27 protein-coding genes are annotated in these 21,464 nt (G+C 50.3%); 14 read left to right on the forward strand and 13 right to left on the reverse strand.

Annotated elements, in window-relative coordinates; all coding sequences use genetic code 11:
- Positions 1-64 precede the first annotated feature (64 nt).
- Positions 65-244 carry a YoaH family protein gene (locus ACJHX3_RS00970; protein WP_000457334.1) on the forward strand — a complete coding sequence of 60 codons (180 nt, stop codon included), beginning with the start codon at positions 65-67 and terminating at the stop codon, positions 242-244.
- Positions 245-363: 119 nt separating this feature from the next.
- Here ACJHX3_RS00970 and ACJHX3_RS00975 read toward each other — a convergent pair whose 3' ends face one another.
- Positions 364-663: a DUF1889 family protein gene (locus ACJHX3_RS00975; RefSeq protein WP_206310224.1), complete on the reverse strand. Its 300-nt coding sequence runs from the start codon at positions 661-663 to the stop codon at positions 364-366.
- Between the two features lie 421 nt (positions 664-1,084).
- Entirely contained in the window at positions 1,085-1,429 is a 345-nt protein-coding gene (locus ACJHX3_RS00980) for a RidA family protein (RefSeq protein WP_001295493.1), read from the reverse strand.
- 131 nt (positions 1,430-1,560) lie between these two features.
- Here ACJHX3_RS00980 and ACJHX3_RS00985 point away from each other — a divergent pair, with 131 nt between their 5' ends.
- The 5 genes from ACJHX3_RS00985 to rnd all read left to right on the forward strand — a co-directional run bounded on the left by ACJHX3_RS00985 (position 1,561) and on the right by rnd (position 7,931).
- Entirely contained in the window at positions 1,561-3,471 is a 1,911-nt protein-coding gene (locus ACJHX3_RS00985) for an ATP-dependent DNA helicase (protein ID WP_024042389.1), read from the forward strand.
- Between the two features lie 57 nt (positions 3,472-3,528).
- Positions 3,529-4,224, forward strand: a complete 696-nt coding sequence (gene tsaB, locus ACJHX3_RS00990) for a tRNA (adenosine(37)-N6)-threonylcarbamoyltransferase complex dimerization subunit type 1 TsaB (RefSeq protein ID WP_024042390.1) — start codon at positions 3,529-3,531, stop codon at positions 4,222-4,224.
- 37 nt (positions 4,225-4,261) lie between these two features.
- Positions 4,262-4,843: a Slp family lipoprotein YeaY gene (gene yeaY, locus ACJHX3_RS00995; protein ID WP_094308289.1), complete on the forward strand. Its 582-nt coding sequence runs from the start codon at positions 4,262-4,264 to the stop codon at positions 4,841-4,843.
- A 204-nt stretch (positions 4,844-5,047) separates the two neighbouring features.
- Positions 5,048-6,733 carry a long-chain-fatty-acid--CoA ligase FadD gene (fadD, locus tag ACJHX3_RS01000; RefSeq protein ID WP_000758422.1) on the forward strand — a complete coding sequence of 562 codons (1,686 nt, stop codon included), beginning with the start codon at positions 5,048-5,050 and terminating at the stop codon, positions 6,731-6,733.
- Between the two features lie 82 nt (positions 6,734-6,815).
- Positions 6,816-7,931: a ribonuclease D gene (gene rnd, locus ACJHX3_RS01005; protein WP_123004463.1), complete on the forward strand. Its 1,116-nt coding sequence runs from the start codon at positions 6,816-6,818 to the stop codon at positions 7,929-7,931.
- A gap of 46 nt (positions 7,932-7,977) precedes the next feature.
- Here rnd and yeaX read toward each other — a convergent pair whose 3' ends face one another.
- From yeaX to dmlA, 4 genes are all read right to left on the reverse strand, one after another.
- The gene (yeaX, locus tag ACJHX3_RS01010; RefSeq protein WP_094308291.1) at positions 7,978-8,943 is read right to left on the reverse strand and encodes a carnitine monooxygenase reductase subunit YeaX; all 966 of its coding nucleotides are present in this window, start codon (positions 8,941-8,943) and stop codon (positions 7,978-7,980) included.
- 55 nt (positions 8,944-8,998) lie between these two features.
- The gene (gene yeaW, locus ACJHX3_RS01015) at positions 8,999-10,123 is read right to left on the reverse strand and encodes a carnitine monooxygenase, oxygenase subunit YeaW (RefSeq protein WP_094308292.1); all 1,125 of its coding nucleotides are present in this window, start codon (positions 10,121-10,123) and stop codon (positions 8,999-9,001) included.
- A gap of 31 nt (positions 10,124-10,154) precedes the next feature.
- Entirely contained in the window at positions 10,155-11,765 is a 1,611-nt protein-coding gene (gene yeaV, locus ACJHX3_RS01020; RefSeq protein ID WP_094308293.1) for a BCCT family transporter YeaV, read from the reverse strand.
- Between the two features lie 250 nt (positions 11,766-12,015).
- Positions 12,016-13,101: a multifunctional D-malate/3-isopropylmalate/tartarate dehydrogenase gene (gene dmlA / locus ACJHX3_RS01025; protein WP_000978494.1), complete on the reverse strand. Its 1,086-nt coding sequence runs from the start codon at positions 13,099-13,101 to the stop codon at positions 12,016-12,018.
- 102 nt (positions 13,102-13,203) lie between these two features.
- Here dmlA and dmlR point away from each other — a divergent pair, with 102 nt between their 5' ends.
- The 5 genes from dmlR (at position 13,204) to ACJHX3_RS01050 (ending at position 16,006) form a co-directional block, all read left to right on the forward strand.
- Complete coding sequence (dmlR, locus tag ACJHX3_RS01030; protein ID WP_001061578.1) at positions 13,204-14,127, forward strand: DNA-binding transcriptional regulator DmlR; 924 nt, start codon at positions 13,204-13,206, stop codon at positions 14,125-14,127.
- Between the two features lie 126 nt (positions 14,128-14,253).
- Positions 14,254-14,892: a leucine efflux protein LeuE gene (gene leuE / locus ACJHX3_RS01035; RefSeq protein WP_000457204.1), complete on the forward strand. Its 639-nt coding sequence runs from the start codon at positions 14,254-14,256 to the stop codon at positions 14,890-14,892.
- 172 nt (positions 14,893-15,064) lie between these two features.
- The gene (yeaR, locus tag ACJHX3_RS01040) at positions 15,065-15,424 is read left to right on the forward strand and encodes a DUF1971 domain-containing protein YeaR (RefSeq protein WP_000939317.1); all 360 of its coding nucleotides are present in this window, start codon (positions 15,065-15,067) and stop codon (positions 15,422-15,424) included.
- Between the two features lie 3 nt (positions 15,425-15,427).
- Positions 15,428-15,610 (forward strand): DUF1869 domain-containing protein, encoded by a 183-nt coding sequence (locus ACJHX3_RS01045; RefSeq protein ID WP_000513737.1) that lies wholly within the window; start codon positions 15,428-15,430, stop codon positions 15,608-15,610.
- Between the two features lie 147 nt (positions 15,611-15,757).
- Positions 15,758-16,006, forward strand: coding sequence for a GlsB/YeaQ/YmgE family stress response membrane protein (locus tag ACJHX3_RS01050; RefSeq protein ID WP_000512153.1), 249 nt, complete (start codon positions 15,758-15,760; stop codon positions 16,004-16,006).
- 58 nt (positions 16,007-16,064) lie between these two features.
- Here ACJHX3_RS01050 and yoaJ read toward each other — a convergent pair whose 3' ends face one another.
- Genes yoaJ through dgcP form a run of 3 tightly spaced genes read right to left on the reverse strand, consistent with a single transcriptional unit; the run spans position 16,065 to position 17,298 of the window.
- Positions 16,065-16,139 carry a protein YoaJ gene (gene yoaJ / locus ACJHX3_RS01055; RefSeq protein ID WP_001386836.1) on the reverse strand — a complete coding sequence of 25 codons (75 nt, stop codon included), beginning with the start codon at positions 16,137-16,139 and terminating at the stop codon, positions 16,065-16,067.
- Between the two features lie 2 nt (positions 16,140-16,141).
- Positions 16,142-16,240: a YoaK family small membrane protein gene (locus tag ACJHX3_RS01060; protein ID WP_001219350.1), complete on the reverse strand. Its 99-nt coding sequence runs from the start codon at positions 16,238-16,240 to the stop codon at positions 16,142-16,144.
- Positions 16,241-16,272: 32 nt separating this feature from the next.
- Positions 16,273-17,298, reverse strand: coding sequence for a diguanylate cyclase DgcP (gene dgcP, locus ACJHX3_RS01065; RefSeq protein ID WP_001306169.1), 1,026 nt, complete (start codon positions 17,296-17,298; stop codon positions 16,273-16,275).
- Positions 17,299-17,480: 182 nt separating this feature from the next.
- On the opposite strand from dgcP, the gene yoaF reads away from it, so the two are divergent.
- Complete coding sequence (yoaF, locus tag ACJHX3_RS01070) at positions 17,481-17,735, forward strand: DUF333 domain-containing lipoprotein YoaF (RefSeq protein WP_000691937.1); 255 nt, start codon at positions 17,481-17,483, stop codon at positions 17,733-17,735.
- Positions 17,736-17,756: 21 nt separating this feature from the next.
- On the opposite strand, the gene ACJHX3_RS01075 is transcribed toward yoaF, so the two are convergent.
- Positions 17,757-18,104 (reverse strand): DUF488 domain-containing protein, encoded by a 348-nt coding sequence (locus ACJHX3_RS01075; protein ID WP_094308295.1) that lies wholly within the window; start codon positions 18,102-18,104, stop codon positions 17,757-17,759.
- Positions 18,105-18,158: 54 nt separating this feature from the next.
- The gene (gene nimT, locus ACJHX3_RS01080; RefSeq protein WP_000128459.1) at positions 18,159-19,340 is read right to left on the reverse strand and encodes a 2-nitroimidazole transporter; all 1,182 of its coding nucleotides are present in this window, start codon (positions 19,338-19,340) and stop codon (positions 18,159-18,161) included.
- A 96-nt stretch (positions 19,341-19,436) separates the two neighbouring features.
- Here nimT and nimR point away from each other — a divergent pair, with 96 nt between their 5' ends.
- Positions 19,437-20,258, forward strand: coding sequence for a DNA-binding transcriptional regulator NimR (gene nimR / locus ACJHX3_RS01085; RefSeq protein ID WP_000972237.1), 822 nt, complete (start codon positions 19,437-19,439; stop codon positions 20,256-20,258).
- Here the strand turns inward: nimR and ACJHX3_RS01090 are convergent.
- Positions 20,215-20,661 carry a DUF441 domain-containing protein gene (locus ACJHX3_RS01090; protein WP_000460707.1) on the reverse strand — a complete coding sequence of 149 codons (447 nt, stop codon included), beginning with the start codon at positions 20,659-20,661 and terminating at the stop codon, positions 20,215-20,217. The genes nimR and ACJHX3_RS01090 overlap by 44 nt on opposite strands.
- A 169-nt stretch (positions 20,662-20,830) precedes the next feature.
- Between ACJHX3_RS01090 and yoaI the strand changes: the two genes are divergently transcribed.
- Entirely contained in the window at positions 20,831-20,935 is a 105-nt protein-coding gene (gene yoaI, locus ACJHX3_RS01095) for a small membrane protein YoaI (protein ID WP_000999630.1), read from the forward strand.
- Here yoaI and yeaK read toward each other — a convergent pair whose 3' ends face one another.
- Positions 20,936-21,439, reverse strand: coding sequence for a mischarged aminoacyl-tRNA deacylase (yeaK, locus tag ACJHX3_RS01100; protein WP_000138043.1), 504 nt, complete (start codon positions 21,437-21,439; stop codon positions 20,936-20,938).
- Between the last annotated feature and the right edge of the window lie 25 nt (positions 21,440-21,464).

Below are 21,464 nucleotides of genomic sequence, written 5' to 3' on the forward strand. Positions count from 1 at the left end.
CTCTACTGGCTATGTACCGGGTAGCATGAAATAATTAGCGCCAACAATTTAGCAGGAGTTAACAATGTTTGCAGGTTTACCTTCACTCACCCATGAACAGCAGCAAAAAGCCGTCGAGCGGATCCAGGAACTGATGGCACAAGGGATGAGCAGCGGCCAGGCAATCGCGTTGGTGGCAGAAGAGCTGCGTGCCAACCATTCCGGCGAGCGAATCGTGGCGCGTTTTGAGGATGAAGACGAGTAACACACTTATCCGTATCGCTTTCGTTATAGAAGCCGATGGTTATTTGATTGTGAGAAAAAGGACGCTTTTCATATGTGATTAAAAGCGTCCTGACCCATTTATGCTGATATAAATTTAACTCAGACCAGTGCTTTTAGTTCTTCCTGCATATATGTTGAAAAGTATTCAGGTTTTTTAATCACAGAGCGTTCACCTGTCTCCATTTTTTTTGCCCATCCAACCATTTTTTCCGTGAACCCAGGGTTCCAGCCTTCCTGGTCAGCTCGCGCCGTAATATCAGCGGCACTCGCGGGTACTCCCAGTTCTTTTAAATATTTAAAGATTCCCTTCGCCGTGCTTTCATTCATCGAACTTGGTGTTGGCGCTGATACATCCATGGCACCAATGAAATCCAGGGCTTTATCTATTACAGCAGGCATATTCTTATCCTTAAAATTAACCATGTTATCGATAAGGCTATATATGACCTTAATTTGCATCTAATATCAAAGGGATTATAACGATATGGCACGAGTTAACCTGTTGACATTCAGGTGTTTTAAAGGTAGCAGCTCATGGTGTGTTATCCAGTAAGAGGGAGAAAATTAATGGTCAGTTCTCACGCTATAACCAAATTGTTCAGCTAAGAAAGAAAACCAGAGTTGCTAATCGAAGGGCGAACACAACGGCATGGTTATGTTTATTTATATAGTTAGTTTTATAGATAAAATTGAAATTATAAAAATAAATAATGAATTAGCAGGAGCATCAACAGTAATATCTTAATCTCTGGTCGATTTATGTAAAACCGACCAGTATTATCGATAAATTATCGTCTGACTTATTTTGCTTCGATAAAGCTTACACCGCAGCCACAATCTTAATTTCAACTTTATACTTCGGGTTCATCAGCCCCGCTTGCACCGTGCAGCGCACCGGCGCATGACCCGCGACAACCCAGGCATCCCACGCTTTATTCATCGCCGCGAAGTCGTTTTTATCAGCCAGGAAAATGGTGGCATCCAGAATGCTCGATTTATTGCTGCCCTGTTTTTCCAGCACGGCGTCAATCTGCGCCAGCGTGTTGGCGGTTTGCTCAAAAGCATCGGCGTCGAGGTTTTCCGGTACACCAGTGTAGTAGAGCGTGTTGTTGTGGATCACCACATCAGACCAGCGGGCTTCAGCATCGATACGAACGATAGTCATCATTTTGTCCTCATTATCCTTCCATTTTCGTGCTGCAAAGACTGCCACAATGTGAGGTCGCCGTCACCACTTCAACTGGCGAAAGCTCCCTCATCCTGACATAATCCCTGTTCAAATCAACAGGGGGTAGTGTGACGGACGATTTTGCACCAGACGGTCAGTTGGCGAAAGCGATACCAGGCTTTAAGCCGCGAGAACCACAGCGACAGATGGCGGTAGCCGTCACCCAGGCGATAGATAAAGGCCAGCCGCTGGTGGTGGAAGCAGGAACCGGTACGGGCAAAACCTACGCTTACCTGGCCCCTGCGCTGCGGGCGAAAAAGAAAGTCATTATCTCGACCGGCTCAAAAGCGTTGCAGGATCAGCTCTACAGCCGCGATTTGCCAACGGTCTCAAAGGCATTGAAATACACGGGCAATGTGGCGCTGCTGAAAGGGCGCTCAAACTACCTCTGCCTCGAACGTCTCGAACAGCAGGCGCTGGCGGGGGGCGATCTGCCGGTACAAATCTTAAGCGATGTGATCCTGCTGCGCTCCTGGTCTAATCAAACAGTCGATGGTGATATCAGCACCTGCGTCAGCGTGGCGGAAGATTCACAGGCGTGGCCGCTGGTCACCAGCACCAACGATAACTGCCTTGGCAGCGACTGCCCGATGTATAAAGATTGCTTTGTGGTCAAAGCACGCAAAAAAGCGATGGACGCCGATGTGGTGGTGGTAAACCATCATCTCTTTCTGGCGGATATGGTGGTGAAAGAGAGTGGATTTGGCGAGTTGATCCCGGAAGCGGACGTGATGATCTTCGACGAAGCCCACCAACTGCCCGACATTGCCAGCCAGTATTTTGGTCAGTCACTCTCCAGTCGACAACTGCTCGACCTGGCAAAAGACATCACCATCGCCTACCGCACCGAATTAAAAGACACCCAGCAGTTACAAAAGTGCGCTGACCGTCTTGCCCAGAGTGCGCAGGATTTTCGCCTGCAACTCGGTGAGCCTGGTTATCGCGGTAACCTGCGCGAACTGTTAGCTAATCCGCAAATTCAGCGGGCGTTTTTACTGCTCGATGACACCCTGGAACTTTGTTATGACGTGGCGAAACTGTCGCTGGGGCGCTCCGCCTTGCTGGATGCGGCATTTGAGCGCGCCACGTTGTATCGCACGCGGCTGAAACGGCTAAAAGAGATCAATCAGCCGGGCTACAGCTACTGGTACGAATGCACTTCGCGCCATTTTACTCTGGCACTCACGCCGCTCAGCGTGGCGGATAAATTCAAAGAGTTAATGGCGCAAAAACCAGGTAGCTGGATCTTTACCTCAGCAACGCTGTCGGTGAACGACGATCTGCATCATTTCACCTCGCGGCTTGGCATCGAACAGGCGGAGTCGTTGCTGTTACCCAGCCCGTTTGATTACAGCCGCCAGGCGTTACTCTGTGTGCCGCGCAACCTGCCGCAAACCAATCAACCGGGCTCCGCACGGCAACTGGCGGCAATGCTGCGACCGATCATCGAGGCTAACAACGGTCGTTGTTTTATGCTTTGTACCTCGCACGCCATGATGCGCGATCTGGCCGAGCAGTTCCGCGCTACCATGACGCTTCCCGTTTTGTTGCAAGGGGAAACCAGCAAAGGGCAACTGTTGCAGCAATTTGTCAGCGCCGGTAACGCGCTTCTTGTGGCAACCAGCAGCTTCTGGGAAGGGGTGGATGTGCGTGGCGATACATTGTCATTGGTGATTATCGACAAGTTGCCGTTTACCTCACCGGATGATCCACTATTAAAAGCGCGCATGGAAGATTGCCGTTTGCGTGGTGGTGACCCGTTCGATGAAGTACAGCTGCCGGATGCGGTGATTACTCTCAAGCAGGGAGTAGGGCGATTGATTCGCGACGCCGACGATCGAGGGGTTTTGGTGATTTGCGATAATCGGCTGGTGATGCGCCCTTACGGCGCGACGTTTCTCGCCAGTCTGCCGCCCGCGCCGCGCACCCGTGACATTGCCCGTGCGGTTCGCTTCCTTGCGATACCATCCTCCAGGTAATTTGTGATGGAGTATGGTATGATGCGCGCCTTTTTATTGATCTAAGCACGAAGACCCATGCGAATTCTGGCTATCGATACCGCGACAGAGGCCTGCTCTGTCGCCCTGTGGAACGACGGTACTGTCAACGCTCATTTTGAGCTTTGCCCTCGTGAACATACTCAACGAATTTTACCGATGGTGCAGGATATCCTGACCACCAGCGGAACTTCCCTGACTGACATAAACGCTCTGGCTTACGGGCGCGGCCCCGGTAGCTTTACCGGCGTGCGCATTGGTATTGGCATTGCGCAAGGGCTGGCACTTGGCGCAGAGCTGCCGATGATTGGCGTCTCCACGCTAATGACAATGGCGCAAGGGGCGTGGCGCAAAAACGGCGCAACCCGCGTGCTGGCAGCCATTGACGCGCGAATGGGCGAAGTTTACTGGGCCGAATATCAGCGCGATGAAAACGGCTTCTGGCACGGCGAAGAAACAGAAGCCGTACTGAAACCAGAACTCGTTCATGAACGGTTGCAACAGCTTTCCGGCGAATGGGTAACCGTGGGTACGGGCTGGCAAGCCTGGCCGGATCTCGGTAAAGAGAGCGGTTTGGCCCTGTGCGATGGCGAAGTGTTTCTGCCCGCTGCAGAAGATATGCTGCCGATTGCTTGTCAGATGTTTGCCGAGAGTAAAACGGTGGCGGTGGAACATGCCGAACCGGTTTATTTACGTAACAACGTCGCATGGAAGAAACTTCCGGGCAAAGAATGAATCTTAAGAGTATGCCCTGAGAAAAAGGAGTCGCATCATGGCGGTTCAAAAGAATGTTATCAAAGGCATACTGGCAGGTACGTTTGCGCTAATGCTCAGCGGTTGTGTTACTGTGCCGGACGCCATTAAAGGCAGCAGTCCCACGCCGCAACAAGATTTAGTTCGGGTGATGAGTGCGCCGCAGCTGTACGTTGGTCAGGAGGCACGCTTTGGTGGCAAAGTGGTTGCGGTACAAAACCAGCAAGGGAAAACCCGCCTGGAAATTGCTACCGTACCGCTGGACAGCGGAGCCAGACCAACTTTGGGAGAACCTTCACGCGGGCGCATTTATGCCGATGTGAACGGTTTTCTTGATCCGGTCGATTTTCGTGGACAACTGGTTACGGTAGTCGGGCCAATTACCGGTGCGGTTGACGGCAAAATCGGCAACACGCCCTATAAATTTATGGTGATGCAGGTAAAGGGTTACAAACGTTGGCATTTAACCCAGCAGGTGATTATGCCGCCTCAGCCGATTGATCCATGGTTTTATGGTGGTCGTGGCTGGCCCTATGGCTACGGTGGATGGGGCTGGTATAATCCCGGCCCCGCGAGAGTACAAACAGTTGTAACTGAATAATTGCTTGTTTTTAAAGAAAAAGAAACAGCGGCTGGTCCGCTGTTTCTGCATTCTTACGGTAAAGATAAAAATAAATAGTGACGCGCTTCGCAACCTTTTCGTTGGGTAATTATCAAGCTGGTATGATGAGTTAATATTATGTTAACGGCATGTATATCATTTGGGGTTGCGATGACGACGAACACGCATTTTAGAGGTGAAGAATTGAAGAAGGTTTGGCTTAACCGTTATCCCGCGGACGTTCCGACGGAGATCAACCCTGACCGTTATCAATCTCTGGTAGATATGTTTGAGCAGTCGGTCGCGCGCTACGCCGATCAGCCTGCGTTTGTGAATATGGGGGAGGTGATGACCTTCCGCAAGCTGGAAGAACGCAGTCGCGCGTTTGCCGCTTATTTGCAACAAGGGTTGGGGCTGAAGAAAGGCGATCGCGTTGCGTTGATGATGCCTAATTTATTGCAATATCCGGTGGCGCTGTTTGGCATTTTGCGTGCCGGGATGATTGTCGTAAACGTTAACCCGTTGTATACCCCGCGTGAACTTGAGCATCAGCTTAACGATAGCGGCGCATCGGCGATTGTTATCGTGTCTAACTTTGCCCACACTCTGGAAAAAGTGGTTGATAAAACCGCCGTTCAGCACGTAATTCTGACCCGTATGGGCGATCAGCTATCTACGGCAAAAGGCACGGTAGTCAATTTCGTTGTTAAATACATCAAGCGTCTGGTGCCGAAATACCATCTGCCAGATGCCATTTCATTTCGTAGCGCCCTGCACAACGGCTACCGGATGCAGTACGTCAAACCCGAACTGGTGCCGGAAGATTTAGCTTTCCTGCAATACACCGGCGGTACCACTGGTGTGGCGAAAGGCGCGATGCTGACTCACCGCAATATGCTAGCGAACCTGGAACAGGTTAACGCGACCTATGGTCCGCTGTTGCATCCGGGCAAAGAGCTGGTGGTGACGGCGCTGCCGCTGTATCACATTTTTGCCCTGACCATTAACTGCCTGCTGTTTATCGAACTGGGTGGGCAGAACCTGCTTATCACTAATCCGCGCGATATTCCAGGGTTGGTAAAAGAGTTAGCGAAATATCCGTTTACCGCTATCACTGGCGTTAACACCTTGTTCAATGCGTTGCTGAACAATAAAGAGTTCCAGCAGCTGGATTTCTCCAGTCTGCATCTTTCCGCAGGCGGAGGGATGCCTGTTCAGCAAGTGGTGGCAGAACGTTGGGTGAAACTGACCGGACAGTATCTGCTGGAAGGTTATGGCCTGACCGAGTGTGCGCCGCTGGTCAGCGTTAACCCGTATGATATTGATTATCATAGCGGTAGCATCGGTTTGCCGGTGCCATCGACGGAAGCCAAACTGGTGGATGACGACGACAACGAAGTACCACCGGGTCAACCGGGTGAGCTTTGTGTCAAAGGACCGCAGGTGATGCTGGGTTACTGGCAGCGTCCGGATGCTACCGATGAAATCATCAAAAATGGCTGGTTACACACCGGCGACATCGCGGTGATGGATGAAGAAGGATTCCTGCGTATTGTCGATCGCAAAAAAGACATGATTCTGGTTTCCGGTTTTAACGTCTATCCCAACGAGATTGAAGATGTCGTCATGCAGCATCCTGGCGTACAGGAAGTCGCGGCTGTTGGCGTACCTTCTGGCTCCAGTGGTGAAGCGGTAAAAATCTTTGTAGTGAAAAAAGATCCATCGCTTACCGAAGAGTCACTGGTGACTTTTTGCCGCCGTCAGCTCACGGGCTACAAAGTACCGAAGCTGGTGGAGTTTCGTGATGAATTACCGAAATCTAACGTCGGAAAAATTTTGCGACGAGAATTACGTGACGAAGCGCGCGGCAAAGTGGACAATAAAGCCTGAGCGTTAAGTCAGTCGTCAGACGCCGGTTAATCCGGCGTTTTTTTTTGACGCCCACTAAAGAGAATACAATTTGAATTACCAAATGATTACCACGGACGATGCGCTGGCTTCTTTGTGTGAAGCCGTCCGTGCCTTTCCGGCGATAGCCCTGGATACTGAATTTGTTCGTACGCGCACTTATTACCCGCAGCTGGGGTTGATTCAACTTTTCGATGGCGAGCATCTGGCGCTAATCGATCCACTCGGGATCACCGACTGGTCACCGCTGAAAGCGATCCTGCGCGATCCGTCCATCACAAAATTTCTCCATGCGGGCAGTGAAGATCTGGAAGTGTTCCTCAATGTCTTTGGCGAATTACCACAATCCTTGATTGACACGCAAATCCTTGCTGCCTTCTGCGGACGCCCGATGTCATGGGGTTTCGCTTCCATGGTGGAAGAGTATTCCGGCGTTACGCTGGACAAGAGTGAATCGCGCACCGACTGGCTGGCCAGACCGCTGACCGAACGTCAGTGTGAATACGCAGCGGCGGATGTCTGGTATCTGTTACCGATCACCGCAAAGCTTATGGTAGAAACGGAGGCCTCCGGCTGGCTACCTGCGGCGCTGGATGAATGCCGCCTGATGCAAATGCGTCGTCAGGAAGTCGTTGCACCGGAAGATGCCTGGCGTGATATCACCAATGCCTGGCAGTTACGCACACGCCAACTGGCCTGTCTGCAACTGTTAGCCGACTGGCGACTGCGCAAGGCGCGGGAGCGCGATCTGGCGGTGAACTTTGTCGTGCGTGAAGAGCATTTGTGGTCCGTAGCGCGTTATATGCCGGGAAGTTTAGGCGAACTGGACAGCCTGGGCTTATCCGGTAGCGAAATCCGCTTTCACGGTAAAACGCTGCTGGCGCTGGTGGAAAAAGCGCAGGCATTGCCGGAAGAGGCCTTACCGCAGCCGATGCTTAACCTGATGGACATGCCGGGTTATCGTAAAGCATTTAAAGCGATTAAGTCGTTGATTACTGACGTGAGCGAAACGCACAAGATCAGCGCCGAATTGCTGGCATCGCGTCGGCAAATCAACCAACTGCTGAACTGGCACTGGAAACTGAAACCGCAGAACAATTTGCCGGAGCTGATTTCCGGATGGCGTGGTGAGCTGATGGCGGAAGCATTACACAATTTATTGCAGGAATATCCGCAGTAAAATCTTCCGAAGCCGGACTGGGCGCGCTCAGTCCGGCTTCGGCAAACTACAAATCCAACACCAGGCGTTTACCCTTCGCACGCGAACAACAGATCAACATACTTTGCTGGCTGGCACGCTCTTCATCGCTAAAATACTGATCCCGATGGTCAGCTTCACCTTCCAGTATTGCCGTTTCGCAGGTTCCGCATACCCCTTCACGACATAAACATTCCACTTTCGCTGCTTTATTATTTTCAATAACCTGCAAAATAGTCATCTCTTCCGGCACCACAAACTCTTTACCGGAACGGGCAAGCACCAGGGTAAATGCATCGCCGGTTTTGTCTTCAATCGCAAATTGCTCAAAGTGCAGCGTATCGGCGGCGATGTCCAGACGCGCAGCTTCACTTCTTACCGCTTCATTTAGCGCCTCGGGGCCACAGGTATAAACATGTGTGCCAGGTTCGATATCCGCCAATAATCGCGCTAATTCCAGTCGTGTTCCGGTTGATGAATGATGCAAATGGACTTTCTCAGCCTGCGGATGCTGGACTAGCTCATCACGAAATGCGCAACTTTCTGGATTTCGTGAGCAGTAATGTAACTGCCAGTCGACGTCGCTGTATTGCATCTCTGCCAGGTGCGACAGGAAAGGGGTGATACCAATGCCTCCCGCGATAAACAGATGCTTTCTGGCCGAGGGAATTAGCGCAAACAGGTTATTAGGCGTTGAAATCGTTAACCGATCGCCCACTTTTACCTGCTGATGCAAAAAGCGGGAACCGCCGCGCGAGTTTTCCTCCAGCCGAACGGCAATCTGATAACAAGAGGTGTCATGCGGCGAACTCAGTAGTGAATACGCATTGCTGTACTCGTTATCACCATCGCTCATCTGCACAATGACGTGACTGCCTCCGGTAAACGCAGGTAATGGTTTGCCATCGGTTGCCACCAGCGTGAAGCGTTTCACCTGTTCGGTAAGCGGTTCAATTTGGCTCACCTGTACTTCAAACATTTGATAGTCTGACATTGCTGTACTCCATCAAAAATCAGCCCAGCGGCGGAAAATACCGCCGCCGATGTCATTAGTCCTTAAACACCTGCGCCAGCAGATTATGGAAATGGGCGATACCATGTTCGGAAATGCCACTACCGCTACTGTCGGCCATGATGCGCCCCTGACCACGATAGCCACGCGATTTCAGCCCTTTCTGTACGCTTTCAACCAGACGTAAATCTTCCGGACGGAACACATCGCGATACCACTCAATCAGCGAATTTTGCTCGTCGGTTAACTCTTCATTGGTGAAGTAAATATCGTAGTTTTGCAGGGTAGTTTCAGAATCCACCGGGAATTCATAAATGACCGTCATCATCCCTTTGATCGGGGTGACGTTCAGCATCGTGCACGGCCACAGCCAGAAACCGTGGAATGCCGCATCCGTGCCCTCTTCGAATTTGAAAGACTGTTCGGACGGTTTGGCGAAACCGTACTGCAGCGTCCAGTTACCGTGCATGGTGTGCCAGTAACGATCAACCTGAACGGAGTCGGAGAAACCTGGATGCGCCGGACCACAGTGATAGCACTCGAGATAGTTATCGACAATGTTCTTCCAGTTGGCAGGCGTGCGGGTGGTAAAGCGGGCCGCCAGTTTCAGGTCGTGGACTTCCGGGCAGGCTTCCAGCACTTTCGCCCCCAGACCGGGTAACTGATCTTCTACGCTGGTGGCGTTGGGGTCCATGTTGATGAAGACGAATCCGGCATATTCTTCCAGACGCACCGGAACCAGTTGCGCTTTGTCGCTATCGAAATTGGCGACGTTTTCGCAGTTACGTGCATGGGCCAGATTGCCATCGAGTTTGAATGCCCATGCGTGATATGGGCAGGTAATCACATTTTTTGCTTTTCCTTCACCGCTCAACAACTGATGACCACGGTGCGGACACACGTTATAGAACGCGCGCAAAACCTTATCACGACCACGTACCAGCACGATGCTTTCGCCAATGATCTCACGCGTCACATAATCATTGGCATTCGCCAGTTCGCTGCTATGAGCGACGCAAATCCAGCTTTTGGCGAAGACGTTCTCTTTTTCGTGTTCAAAGGCGTTCTGATCGGTATAAAAACGGGCAGGAATGGTCCACGCCTCTTGCGGGTTAGCGCAAAAATTTTCGGGTAGTACAAAGTCAGGGTTCAGATTGCTCATAGGGTTACCTTTATCGTTAGGATGATGGCGCTCAGTTGTCGCCTTTGAATACGGTTCCCGCAGGGAGCACTGGCGTTTTTTCCAGGGCTTCAACCGGTGTCTGCGGGAGATAATGTTCAACTTGATGAGCCGGAATGTCGGCGTAATCCTGTTTCAGCCAGCGAATAAATCCGCCGACTTTCACCAGTAAAATGACGAGGAACGGAAGGGCTGTGAGTACGACGGTGGTTTTCATCGTTTCCAGCGACGCGCCAGTGAAAAGAATTGAAAGCGGGATCAGGGTAATTACCACGCACCAGAAAAGACGCAGCCCACGGTCAGGATCGTCACCTTCCTGGAGATTACGCGTACTGGTTGCCGCCATGGTGTAGGCCACCGCATCCATATGCGAGGCAAGGAAAATAATCATCACGCCCAGGTATGCGGCGAGGAACAATTTACCGGCTGGCAACGACATCAGAACTTGCTGCACAGCTGTCTCGCCGCCCAGTGTCTCCAGCACCTGTGGGACGTTGATTACGCCATTGATAAACTGGTGAATGGCATAGCTTTCCATTACGCCGAAGAAGAACCAGCAACCGACGGTGCTGCCGAGGATCAGTCCCCAGATAACTTCTTTAATCTTACGACCGCGCGAAACGCGGGTGACAAACATTGCTACGCCAGGGGTGTATGAGATCCACCACAGCCAGTAGAAAACGGTCCAGTTGCGGGTAAATGAACCATCGCCAAGCGGATCGGTGAATAAGCTCATTTGCAGGAAGTTTTGCGTGGTCAGGCCGATGGCATTGATGATGCTGTTGGTAATAAATTCGGTTGGACCGACAATCAGCACCAGTAATGGCAGCAGGAACGCGCCCCAGCCAACCATTTTGCTCAGACGTTGCAAACCGTTGTTGATACCAATCCACGAGCTTAGGCAAAAAATGCCGCCGGAAAGCAGGATCACAAATGCCTGCACGGTGAAGTTATCGGGTAAACCGGTCAGCGCGGAAAGCCCACGAGTAAAGGTTGCTGCGGTAACAACAAGGGAAATGGTCAGCGCACCGACAGTGGCGATCAGGAACATCAAATCGACCAGTTTTCCCCACGGGCCTTGCGGGCGAACGCCGGTAATCGCGGCAATAATGCCGGAAAGGCTCAGACCTTTGTTTTTCCGCACATGAAAGTGATAAGCCATGATTAATGAGGCCAGCGTATAAGTTGCCCAGGCGCTGATGCCCCAGTGGAAGAAGGAGTAAGGGACGCTAAATTTGAGTGCCTGTTGTGAACGCGGTGCGATATTTAATCCAGGTGTTTGATAATAATAGGCCCATTCAGCAACCCCCCAATAAAGCGTAGAAGAACCTAAACCGGCACAAATAAACATAAACAGCCAGGAGAGCGTGCTGTATTCCGGTTTTCCTTCGCCAAGACGAATATTGCCGTATTTACTGGTGGCTAAATAAATCACCAGTCCCATTGCCAGCAAAACCAATACCTGTACGGCGGAACCTAACGTACGCGTAACAAAAGTGTATATTGCGTTGGCCGCGTCGGCCGATTGTTGTGGGAAAAGGCTTAATGCAGCTGCGATGAAAAGAATGGCCACCAGGCTGATGCTTATCAACGGCACATCTTTTTTCTTAACATTGCTCATCATGAGTCATCTCCTGGGCATAAAAGCCCGTCTCTGGCTTTTGCCAGTTGTAATTATTTGCAGGGTAATGAGTTGTATGTCGCGGTTAACAAATTGATTATTTGCATGTTACATAAATTAAACAATTAAGAATACGGAAAGCCATAAAACACGAAACGGAAACAATAAAAGGTGAAATGACGCAGGTTATTTACTGCAAAGAACGAATAAAAAAACCGCGTCAGTGACGCGGTTCAAATAAACTGGTTTGACCTTAACGCAAAATAATTTTGCAAATCGCGTCGGCAACCTGTGGCGTGGTGGCATTGCCTTTCATATCAGGTGTTTTCGGCCCGTGAGCAATCACTTCTTCAATCGCGGCCAGAATACCGTTATGCGCTTGCTGGAAACGCTCATCGCCATTGCCGAGAAAATCGAGCATCATTGCACCGGCCCAAATTGTGGCGATAGGGTTAGCAATGTTTTTCCCGTAGATATCCGGCGCGGAACCGTGGACTGGCTCGAAGAGCGACGGGAAAGTGCGTTCCGGATTCAGGTTGGCGGATGGGGCAATGCCAATGGTGCCGGTGCAGGCCGGGCCAAGATCGGAAAGGATATCGCCAAACAAATTGGACGCCACTACCACATCGAAGCGTTCCGGCTGCATCACAAAACGTGCGCAGAGAATGTCAATATGCTGCTTGTCCCAGCGGATCTCCGGGTAATTCTCAGCCATTGCTTCCACTCGCTCATCCCAGTACGGCATGCTGATGGCTAAACCGTTCGATTTAGTGGCAGAAGTTAGCGTCTTACGTGGGCGGCTTTGCGCAAGTTCGAAGGCATAACGCAAAATGCGATCGACACCACGACGCGTAAATACCGATTCCTGAATGACGACTTCATGCTCTGTACCTTCATTCACTCTGCCGCCGAGCGAGGAATATTCGCCTTCGGTGTTTTCCCTGACCACGTAAAAATCGATGTCGCCAGGCTGTTTTCCCGCCAGCGGGCAGGGAACGCCAGGAAAGAGACGAACCGGGCGCAGGTTGACGTACTGGTCGAATTCACGACGAAATTTCAGCAGCGAACCCCACAACGAAATATGGTCCGGAACGGTATCCGGCCAGCCGACGGCACCAAAATAGATGGCGTCGAAACGGCTAAGTTGCTCATGCCAGTCGTCCGGCATCATTTTACCGTGATGGCTGTAATACTCGCAGCTCGCCCACTCCATTTGCTCAAAACTCAAGGCGAAGCCCCAGCGCTCAGCGGCAGCCTGTAACACGCGAATCCCTTCAGGAAGGACTTCTTTGCCAATCCCGTCTCCCGGGATCGCAGCAATACGCATCGTTTTCATCATTGGGTTCTCACTTCCTGACCATCAAAATTGACAACATCACCATCCTATAATTGACTGAAAAGGAATTAATCCCCGTAACTGGTGAAACATAAAACACGAATCATGAATAATTTACCGCTGCTGAACGATTTGCGCGTCTTTATGCTGGTGGCTCGCCGGGCTGGTTTTGCCGCCGTTGCGGAAGAACTGGGCGTTTCACCGGCGTTCGTCAGCAAGCGCATCGCCTTGCTGGAGCAAACGCTAAACGTGGTGTTGTTACACCGCACCACCCGCCGCGTCACCATTACCGAAGAAGGAGAGCGGATTTATGAATGGGCGCAGCGGATTTTGCAGGATGTCGGTCAAATGATGGACGAACTTTCTGACGTGCGTCAGGTGCCGCAGGGGATGCTGCGTATTATCAGCAGCTTTGGTTTTGGACGACAGGTGGTGGCTCCGGCGTTATCAGCGCTGGCGAAGGCGTATCCGCAACTGGAATTACGTTTTGATGTGGAAGACCGGTTGGTCGATTTGGTCAATGAAGGTGTCGATCTCGATATTCGCATTGGCGATGATATCGCCCCTAATTTAATCGCCCGCAAACTGGCGACCAATTACCGCATTCTCTGCGCGTCGCCGGAATTTATTGCGCAACATGGCGCGCCGAAACATTTAACCGATCTTTCTGCATTGCCGTGCCTGGTCATTAAAGAGCGCGATCATCCCTTTGGTGTCTGGCAATTACGCAATAAAGAAGGCCATCATGCGATTAAAGTCACCGGCCCACTGTCGTCTAATCATGGAGAAATTGTCCATCAGTGGTGTCTTGATGGGCAGGGGATTGCTCTGCGCTCCTGGTGGGATGTTAGCGAAAACATTGCCAGTGGTCATTTAGTACAAGTGCTACCGGAATATTACCAGCCAGCGAACGTCTGGGCCGTTTATGTTTCAAGGCTGGCGACGTCAGCGAAAGTGCGGATAACGGTAGAATTTTTACGCCAGTATTTTGCCGAGCACTACCCGAATTTTTCACTGGAGCATGCCTGATTAATGATTCAATTATCGGGTTGATATCAGGTTAAAACCTGATTTTCTCCTTTCTAAGCCGCTACAGATTGGTTAGCATATTCACCTTTAATCGCGCATGATCGAAAGATAATTAAAGAGGTTAATGTGTTCGCTGAATACGGGGTTCTGAATTACTGGACCTATCTGGTTGGGGCCATTTTTATTGTGTTGGTGCCAGGGCCAAATACCCTGTTTGTACTCAAAAATAGCGTCAGTAGCGGTATGAAAGGCGGTTATCTTGCGGCCTGCGGTGTATTTATTGGCGATGCGGTATTGATGTTTCTGGCATGGGCTGGAGTGGCGACATTAATTAAGACCACCCCGATATTATTCAACATTGTACGTTATCTTGGTGCATTTTATTTGCTCTATCTGGGGAGTAAAATTCTCTACGCGACCCTGAAGGGTAAAAATAACGAGACCAAATCCGATGAGCCCCAATACGGTGCCATTTTTAAACGCGCGTTAATTTTGAGCCTGACTAATCCGAAAGCCATTTTGTTCTATGTGTCGTTTTTCGTACAGTTTATCGATGTTAATGCCCCACATACGGGAATTTCATTCTTTATTCTGGCGACGACGCTGGAACTGGTGAGTTTCTGCTATTTGAGCTTCCTGATTATTTCTGGTGCTTTTGTCACGCAGTATATACGTACCAAAAAGAAACTGGCTAAAGTGGGCAACTCACTGATTGGTTTGATGTTTGTGGGTTTCGCCGCCCGACTGGCGACGCTCCAGTCCTGATGCATTCAGCCCGCGTTGTCGCGGGCTTCCCACCTGTAATCCTCCCTGATTCTTCTCTGATACGGTGCTAAAAAGTAACCAATAAATGGTATTTAAAATGCAAATTATCAGGCGTACCCTGAAACGGCTGGAATAAACCGTTTTCAGCGCATTCACCGAAGGAGGGAAAAGGATGCTGCAAATCCCACAGAATTATATTCATACGCGCTCAACGCCTTTCTGGAATAAACAAACTGCGCCTGCCGGAATATTCGAACGTCATCTTGATAAAGGAACGCGCCCGGGAGTTTACCCACGCCTTTCCGTTATGCATGGGGCGGTCAAATATCTCGGCTACGCTGATGAACACAGTGCAGAGCCTGATCAAGTGATCCTTATCGAAGCGGGGCAGTTTGCGGTGTTCCCTCCAGAAAAGTGGCACAACATTGAAGCCATGACTGACGATACTTATTTCAACATTGACTTCTTCGTTGCCCCTGAAGTCCTGATGGAAGGTGCGCAACAACGGAAAGTCATTCATAACGGGAAATGAATCATGGGCAAAGCAACGTATACCGTGACCGTCACCAATAACAGCAATGGCGTTTCTGTCGATTATGAAACAGAGACGCCGATGACTTTGCTGGTGCCAGAAGTGGCGGCTGAAGTGATAAAAGATCTGGTGAATACCGTGCGTTCTTATGACACGGAAAACGAACATGATGTTTGTGGTTGGTAATTATCACTGATCGTTGATGGCGCAATTTCTGCGCCATCGCAAAAAAATCCTCCGTGATGCTCGTCACAAATCTTGCCCTCCCGATGTTGTGCTATGCTTTTTATCAGCGACTAACCCGCTAATGCAAAACAGATAAGTGAGGAAACAATGGGCATTCTGTCATGGATTATTTTTGGGCTTATTGCCGGTATTCTGGCGAAGTGGATCATGCCAGGTAAAGATGGTGGTGGATTCTTTATGACTATCCTGCTGGGGATAGTCGGTGCCGTAGTCGGCGGATGGATCAGCACGCTGTTTGGCTTTGGTAAAGTCGATGGCTTCAATTTTGGCAGCTTCGTGGTTGCCGTTATTGGCGCGATTGTCGTGCTGTTTATCTACAGAAAGATTAAAAGTTAACGCGTAAATTGCACAAAGGCTGCACACAGGCAGCCTTTGCTATTTTCTAGATGTGACGTTACCACCATCCCAGCTCAGTGCCGAGTACGACAATAATCGCCACACCCATCATAATAATCGTTGTTTTTTTCATCTTTATGCTCCCGGGGCAGCATAGCCGCCAATAAAAAACCATGCTAAAAATACGACCGCTGTAATAAAGATTACAACCGGAAAAATAATACCGATTCGCATGTTATCACCAATCAAAAGAATGTGAATACGCCTCAGGAATGTAGCGCTGGATGCGCGACAAAAGGTGTTTTCTGTTTGTGTTTTTTCTCCTGATACATCGCGATATCGGCAGCATGCAGGGCACTGTCTGCATCGGTCGTTTCAGGATCGACTTCTACTATGCCAAGACTGGCACCGGGATAATACAAATCAACATCACCTAAGTGATATTCTCCACGTATTTGCTGTTGAATACGTTCTCGCAGCGACGAAATATCCGCATTCTCGTTGTTCAGTGAAACAACCAAAAACTCATCACCGCCGAGACGACCAATAACTTCGCCATTTTGCTGGAGCGTATTAAGGCGCTCGCCAACCTGAATGAGAAACAGATCGCCACTATTATGACCAAAACGATCGTTGATTAATTTGAAGTTATCCAGGTCGATAAACGCGATCATTATCTTATGGTTAAGATGCCGGGCGAGAGAAAACAGCGTCGTCAGATTTTCAAAAATCGCCCGCCGATTTGGTAACCCGGTTAACGAGTCGGTATACGATTGCGCAATCAGCGCGGCATTGGCTTCGCGCAGCTGTTCTACCAGCGCCTCTTTTTGAATATATTGTGCAATCAGTCCGGCGAATAACTGCAAAACCTGTTCCGCGCGTTCACTCCACTGGCGCTTCTCACTGCTGGCGGCGCAAAGCGTGCCATAGAATGATCCATCCGGTAAGTGAATTGGCGTGCTCAGAAATGTGGTGATGCCAAGATTGCGTGCCGCAATACAGTCGCCCCAACGGTCAGGGACTTCATCGCTGAAAAAGCAGTTTTCATCAATGGCGCGTTTGCATAACGAGTAATCCCACGAGACGGTAAAATTCTCCGGGATGTGCATTTTCTGGCTGTTACGGGCAAACATTATATGCTGCAGGCGCGCTTCGACATCCACTTTGGTCAGGTAGGTTGATTCCATATCAGTGACCATTTCCAGCATCTCCAGAAGCTGTCGGACCAGGCTTTCCAGTGACTGTTCTTTGGCAAGGGATTGCGAGACGCGGGCGATAATCTGATCTGACACGAAACAACTCCAGGATACGGCGGGTAAATGCTGATTATTTAATCTTTGCAGGCATGATAAAACATCATCAACAAAGATGAAACAAGGCGTAATATGATTTGAGTGAATGTAATAAAAATAGTGCTGCAAAACAAAACGATACCGCGATACTCTAGGCTTGGATAAATATGTGAGATCAATAAATGAAAATTATCAGTTTTGTTCTGCCTTGCTTGCTGGTTCTGGCTGGTTGTTCAACCTCTTCTCAGCCAGAAGCACCTAAACCGCCGCAGATTGGTATGGCAAATCCGGCGTCGGTCTATTGCCAGCAGAAGGGCGGGACGCTCATTCCAGTGCAGACAGCGCAAGGGGTCAGCAACAATTGCAAATTACCGGGCGGTGAAACGATTGATGAATGGGCATTGTGGCGACGGGACCATCCGGCTGGTGAAAAATAACCGCCGGATGCCGTACTAAAATCACAAGCTACGTAGCCAGTCGGCCAGCACCAGCGCATGGTTCTGCGTGGTGTTTTTTGCTGAGTAGAGCAGGGTCAGCGGCTGTTTTTTGGCGATGTCCGCCAGCCGCTTTCCTTCTTGCTCGTGTTGCGCCAGTTCTGCAAGATATTGCTCGCGAAAGGTTGCAAAATCGACGACTTCGCCGTGAAAGGCTTTGCGCAGTTCCGTTGACGGCGTGATTTCTTTATCCCACTCATCAAGGGCTAAATCGGTTTTTTTGATACCACGCGGCCAGAGGCGGTCGACCAGTACGCGATAACCATCGCTCTGTTCTGCCGGATCATAAACGCGTTTGCACTGAATATACATCGTGTTTGTTCTCCCTTCCACGCATGATTGGTAACGTCACTATAGCACCGGATATTAGCGAATTTCTTTGTCTCTCCCGGCGCAAAGTCCGAAAATCGCCATCAGTAGTGAAAGTATGGCAACACCCATCAGTGGTATGGACCAGTCACCGTTAGTATCGTGTATTTTACCCATCAGCGGCGGCCCACAGGCTGCCAGCAAATACCCGACGGATTGTGCCATCCCCGAGAGTGCCGCCGCCTGATGCGCAGAACTTGCCCGAAGACCAATGAACGTCAACCCCAGTATCATTGTTGCGCCGGAACCAAAACCGAAAAGCAGAGTCCAGGTGATCGCGTGCGCTGGCATAAAGCAGAGCCCAACCGCGCCCACTGCGCACATCAAGGCAACGAACGCTGCAATACCACGCTGATCTTTCACATGATGTAAGAAAAGTGGGATCAGCAAACCGGGAGCTGCTGTGGCTAGTTGCAGCAAACCATGCAGTGAACCCGCCTGTGCTTCGCTATAGCCGTGACTGATGAGGATCGCCGGAAGCCAGCCAATAATCACGTAATAGACCAGTGAGTTGATCCCAAGAAACAATGTTACCTGCCAGGCAAGCGGAGAACGCCAGATACCCCGAGTATGTAAGGCGCGTGAGGTACTCAAATTTGCATGTTGTTGACTTCGCCACTGTGGCAGCCATAAAAAAAGAGCCAGCAGAGGAAAACACATCAGCATGAGCAACGCGCCTTGCCAGCCAAAACCGTTCAAAGCCAGCGGCACGACCATAGCCGATCCCAGTGCCGCTGCAGCTCCCATTGTCAGGGAATATGCGCCGGTAAGTCTGGCGACGGAATGAGGGAAATCGCGTTTAATTAATCCTGGCAGTAAGACATTGCCTAATGCAATCCCACCGCCAATGACCGCTGTACCGCCAAATAAGAAGTAAGGCGAAGGGAGAGAGCGAATTGCGATGCCAGCACAGATCAAAAGTAACGCGGCAAACAGGCTACGTTCCATACCAAAACGTCGCGCCACCGGGGCAGCCAGAGGTGAGATTAGCGCAAAGGCTAATAATGGCAGGGTGGTCAATAAGCCGGTTTGCGCCGTCGTCAGCGAGTAAGCGGAACGAATCGTATCCAGTAACGGTGCTGCGCCGGTAAAGGTGACGCGTAATGTTGTGGCAATCATTAAAATGCCAGCGATAAGGACAATCCTGTTTTTGCCGCTTAATGAAGTTGAACAGGTCATATGCTTCTCATTGTTACAAACGAGGCTGTACCTTACCGTTTTTATTGTTATGTTGAATCAAGCTAAAATGACAAATTATCGCTAAATTCGGACAAAATGATGCACAGGTTGAATCTCAATGGCTATGAACCCGACCGACACCATGAAGCCGCGGTCGCATTTTGTATTCACGCCGGAACGGATGAGTTAACCAGTCCTGTACATCAGCACCGCAAAGGACAGCTGATACTGGCGCTACATGGTGCAATTACCTGTACGGTGGAAAATGCTTTGTGGATGGTGCCACCGCAATATGCGGTTTGGATACCGGGAGGGGTGGAACATAGCAATCAAGTGACAGCTAACGCTGAACTCTGTTTTCTGTTTATCGAACCCAGCGCAGTGACAATGCCGACAACCTGTTGCACATTGAAAATATCGCCCTTATGCCGGGAATTAATTTTAACCCTGGCAAACAGGACGTCGACTCAGCGTGCTGAGCCGATGACCCGCAGATTAATTCAGGTCCTGTTTGATGAACTCCCTCAGCAGCCACAACAACAGCTGCACCTACCCGTTTCTTCTCATCCTAAAATTCGCGCGATGGTGGAGATGATGGCGAAAGAGCCCGTCGAGTGGGGGTCATTGGGGCAATGGGCTCGCTTTTTTGCGATGAGTGAACGCAATCTTGCCCGACTGATAGTGAAAGAGACGGGGTTGAGTTTTCGCCAGTGGCGTCAGCAGTTACAGCTGATTATGGCGCTTCAGGGATTAGTGAAAGGCGATACTGTACAGAAAGTTGCTCATACGCTGGGGTATGATTCAACAACGGCCTTTATTACTATGTTTAAGAAAGGCCTGGGGCAAACGCCAGGCCGATATATTGCGGGATTAACTACTGTTTCCCCACAATCAGCGAAACCAGACCCGCGGCAATAAGCGGGCCAACCGGTACGCCGCGAAACAGCGCCACGCCCAAAACAGTGCCCACCAGCAGCCCGGCGACCAGTTGCGGCTGGCTGCCCATTAACGTCACGCCGCGCCCACCCAGCCAGGAGACAATAACGCCTACTGCAATTGCCACCAGCGATTTCCAGTTCAGAAACGAGTGAATCAGGGTTGAGGGCGGTAGCGTCCCGCTGGCGATGGGGGCCATAACGCCAATCGTCAGAATGATTATCCCGATACTTAGCCCCTGTTTTTCAATCCACGGGAAAAAGGTGCTTAACGGTGTGACGCGGACAATGATTAATACCAGAATTGAAACGGCGACAGTGGTGTTATGACTGATAAAGCCCAGCGCAGCTAACCCGAGCAGGATCAGCAAAGTGACATCAAACATCGTGGTTTCCTTGCCAAAGAATAATAAGCCTGCTTACTTTACGCTTGCTGCAGGAAGGAAGTAGAAAATCTTTACGTTTTTTGCATAAAAAATCAGGCGAACTGTCATCAAACTGCCATTTGCGCACGCTAACAATAACGTGAAAACAGCTATCTCCCGGGGGCATACTATGAACGATCAAATGTTCGTCGAGACTCTGATTATCACGTCATCGTTTTTTGCCATTGCTGTTGTGCTGGTTTTGTCCGTTCTTCTTATCGAACGGACAGGCTAGTTACGCAGTGCGGCGGAAATTGACCAGTTCTGGTTGCGCAATGCGCAAATAATCCGCGGTTTTCAAAATAACGGATTTATCCAGCATGCCTGCATTGAAGGCGATTTCATCAAATCGTTCGAAGAGTAGGGGATCGGCAACCAGTTTGAGTTTTGGATGGAAGCTGAAAGGGGGGATCGCGCCGAAGACACAGCCTGTGAGTTCATCGACTTCCGCCGGGCTGGCCAACGAAGCGCGTAATCCGCCTATATGGCTGGCGAGTTGGCTCAGATCGGCCTGTTGATCGGCAGCGAGGATCGCCAGAACATGTTGATTTACGCCATTGCCTTTGACTTTACATACCAGTGCCTTAGCCCCCTGGCCTAAAGCGGTGCCACGAATTTCTGACACCGCTTCACATTTACCTACCGCTTCATGGGTAACGACGCGGAAGTCAGCACCTTCTTGTGATAATAAAGCGATTAACCGCTGATGCGTCACGCTTCCTTTAGCCATTTCAGTCATTTCATGCTCCTGAGATTACAAGCAA

The sequence above is a fragment of the Escherichia sp. WS1265 genome, assembly GCF_046487585.1.
In the GTDB taxonomy this organism is placed as follows: Bacteria; Pseudomonadota; Gammaproteobacteria; order Enterobacterales; family Enterobacteriaceae; genus Escherichia; species Escherichia coli.

Bases quoted from the DNA above. Each gene is read 5' to 3' on its own strand.
- ACJHX3_RS00970 (WP_000457334.1), top strand. From the start codon at position 65: ATGTTTGCAGGTTTACCTTCACTCACCCATGAACAGCAGCAAAAAGCC.
- ACJHX3_RS00975 (WP_206310224.1), bottom strand. From the start codon at position 663: ATGCCTGCTGTAATAGATAAAGCCCTGGATTTCATTGGTGCCATGGAT.
- ACJHX3_RS00980 (WP_001295493.1), bottom strand. From the start codon at position 1,429: ATGACTATCGTTCGTATCGATGCTGAAGCCCGCTGGTCTGATGTGGTG.
- tsaB (WP_024042390.1), top strand. From the start codon at position 3,529: ATGCGAATTCTGGCTATCGATACCGCGACAGAGGCCTGCTCTGTCGCC.
- yeaY (WP_094308289.1), top strand. From the start codon at position 4,262: ATGGCGGTTCAAAAGAATGTTATCAAAGGCATACTGGCAGGTACGTTT.
- rnd (WP_123004463.1), top strand. From the start codon at position 6,816: ATGATTACCACGGACGATGCGCTGGCTTCTTTGTGTGAAGCCGTCCGT.
- yeaX (WP_094308291.1), bottom strand. From the start codon at position 8,943: ATGTCAGACTATCAAATGTTTGAAGTACAGGTGAGCCAAATTGAACCG.
- yeaW (WP_094308292.1), bottom strand. From the start codon at position 10,123: ATGAGCAATCTGAACCCTGACTTTGTACTACCCGAAAATTTTTGCGCT.
- yeaV (WP_094308293.1), bottom strand. From the start codon at position 11,765: ATGATGAGCAATGTTAAGAAAAAAGATGTGCCGTTGATAAGCATCAGC.
- dmlA (WP_000978494.1), bottom strand. From the start codon at position 13,101: ATGATGAAAACGATGCGTATTGCTGCGATCCCGGGAGACGGGATTGGC.
- dmlR (WP_001061578.1), top strand. From the start codon at position 13,204: ATGAATAATTTACCGCTGCTGAACGATTTGCGCGTCTTTATGCTGGTG.
- yeaR (WP_000939317.1), top strand. From the start codon at position 15,065: ATGCTGCAAATCCCACAGAATTATATTCATACGCGCTCAACGCCTTTC.
- ACJHX3_RS01045 (WP_000513737.1), top strand. From the start codon at position 15,428: ATGGGCAAAGCAACGTATACCGTGACCGTCACCAATAACAGCAATGGC.
- ACJHX3_RS01050 (WP_000512153.1), top strand. From the start codon at position 15,758: ATGGGCATTCTGTCATGGATTATTTTTGGGCTTATTGCCGGTATTCTG.
- ACJHX3_RS01060 (WP_001219350.1), bottom strand. From the start codon at position 16,240: ATGCGAATCGGTATTATTTTTCCGGTTGTAATCTTTATTACAGCGGTC.
- yoaF (WP_000691937.1), top strand. From the start codon at position 17,481: ATGAAAATTATCAGTTTTGTTCTGCCTTGCTTGCTGGTTCTGGCTGGT.
- ACJHX3_RS01075 (WP_094308295.1), bottom strand. From the start codon at position 18,104: ATGTATATTCAGTGCAAACGCGTTTATGATCCGGCAGAACAGAGCGAT.
- nimT (WP_000128459.1), bottom strand. From the start codon at position 19,340: ATGACCTGTTCAACTTCATTAAGCGGCAAAAACAGGATTGTCCTTATC.
- nimR (WP_000972237.1), top strand. From the start codon at position 19,437: ATGATGCACAGGTTGAATCTCAATGGCTATGAACCCGACCGACACCAT.
- ACJHX3_RS01090 (WP_000460707.1), bottom strand. From the start codon at position 20,661: ATGTTTGATGTCACTTTGCTGATCCTGCTCGGGTTAGCTGCGCTGGGC.
- yoaI (WP_000999630.1), top strand. From the start codon at position 20,831: ATGAACGATCAAATGTTCGTCGAGACTCTGATTATCACGTCATCGTTT.
- yeaK (WP_000138043.1), bottom strand. From the start codon at position 21,439: ATGACTGAAATGGCTAAAGGAAGCGTGACGCATCAGCGGTTAATCGCT.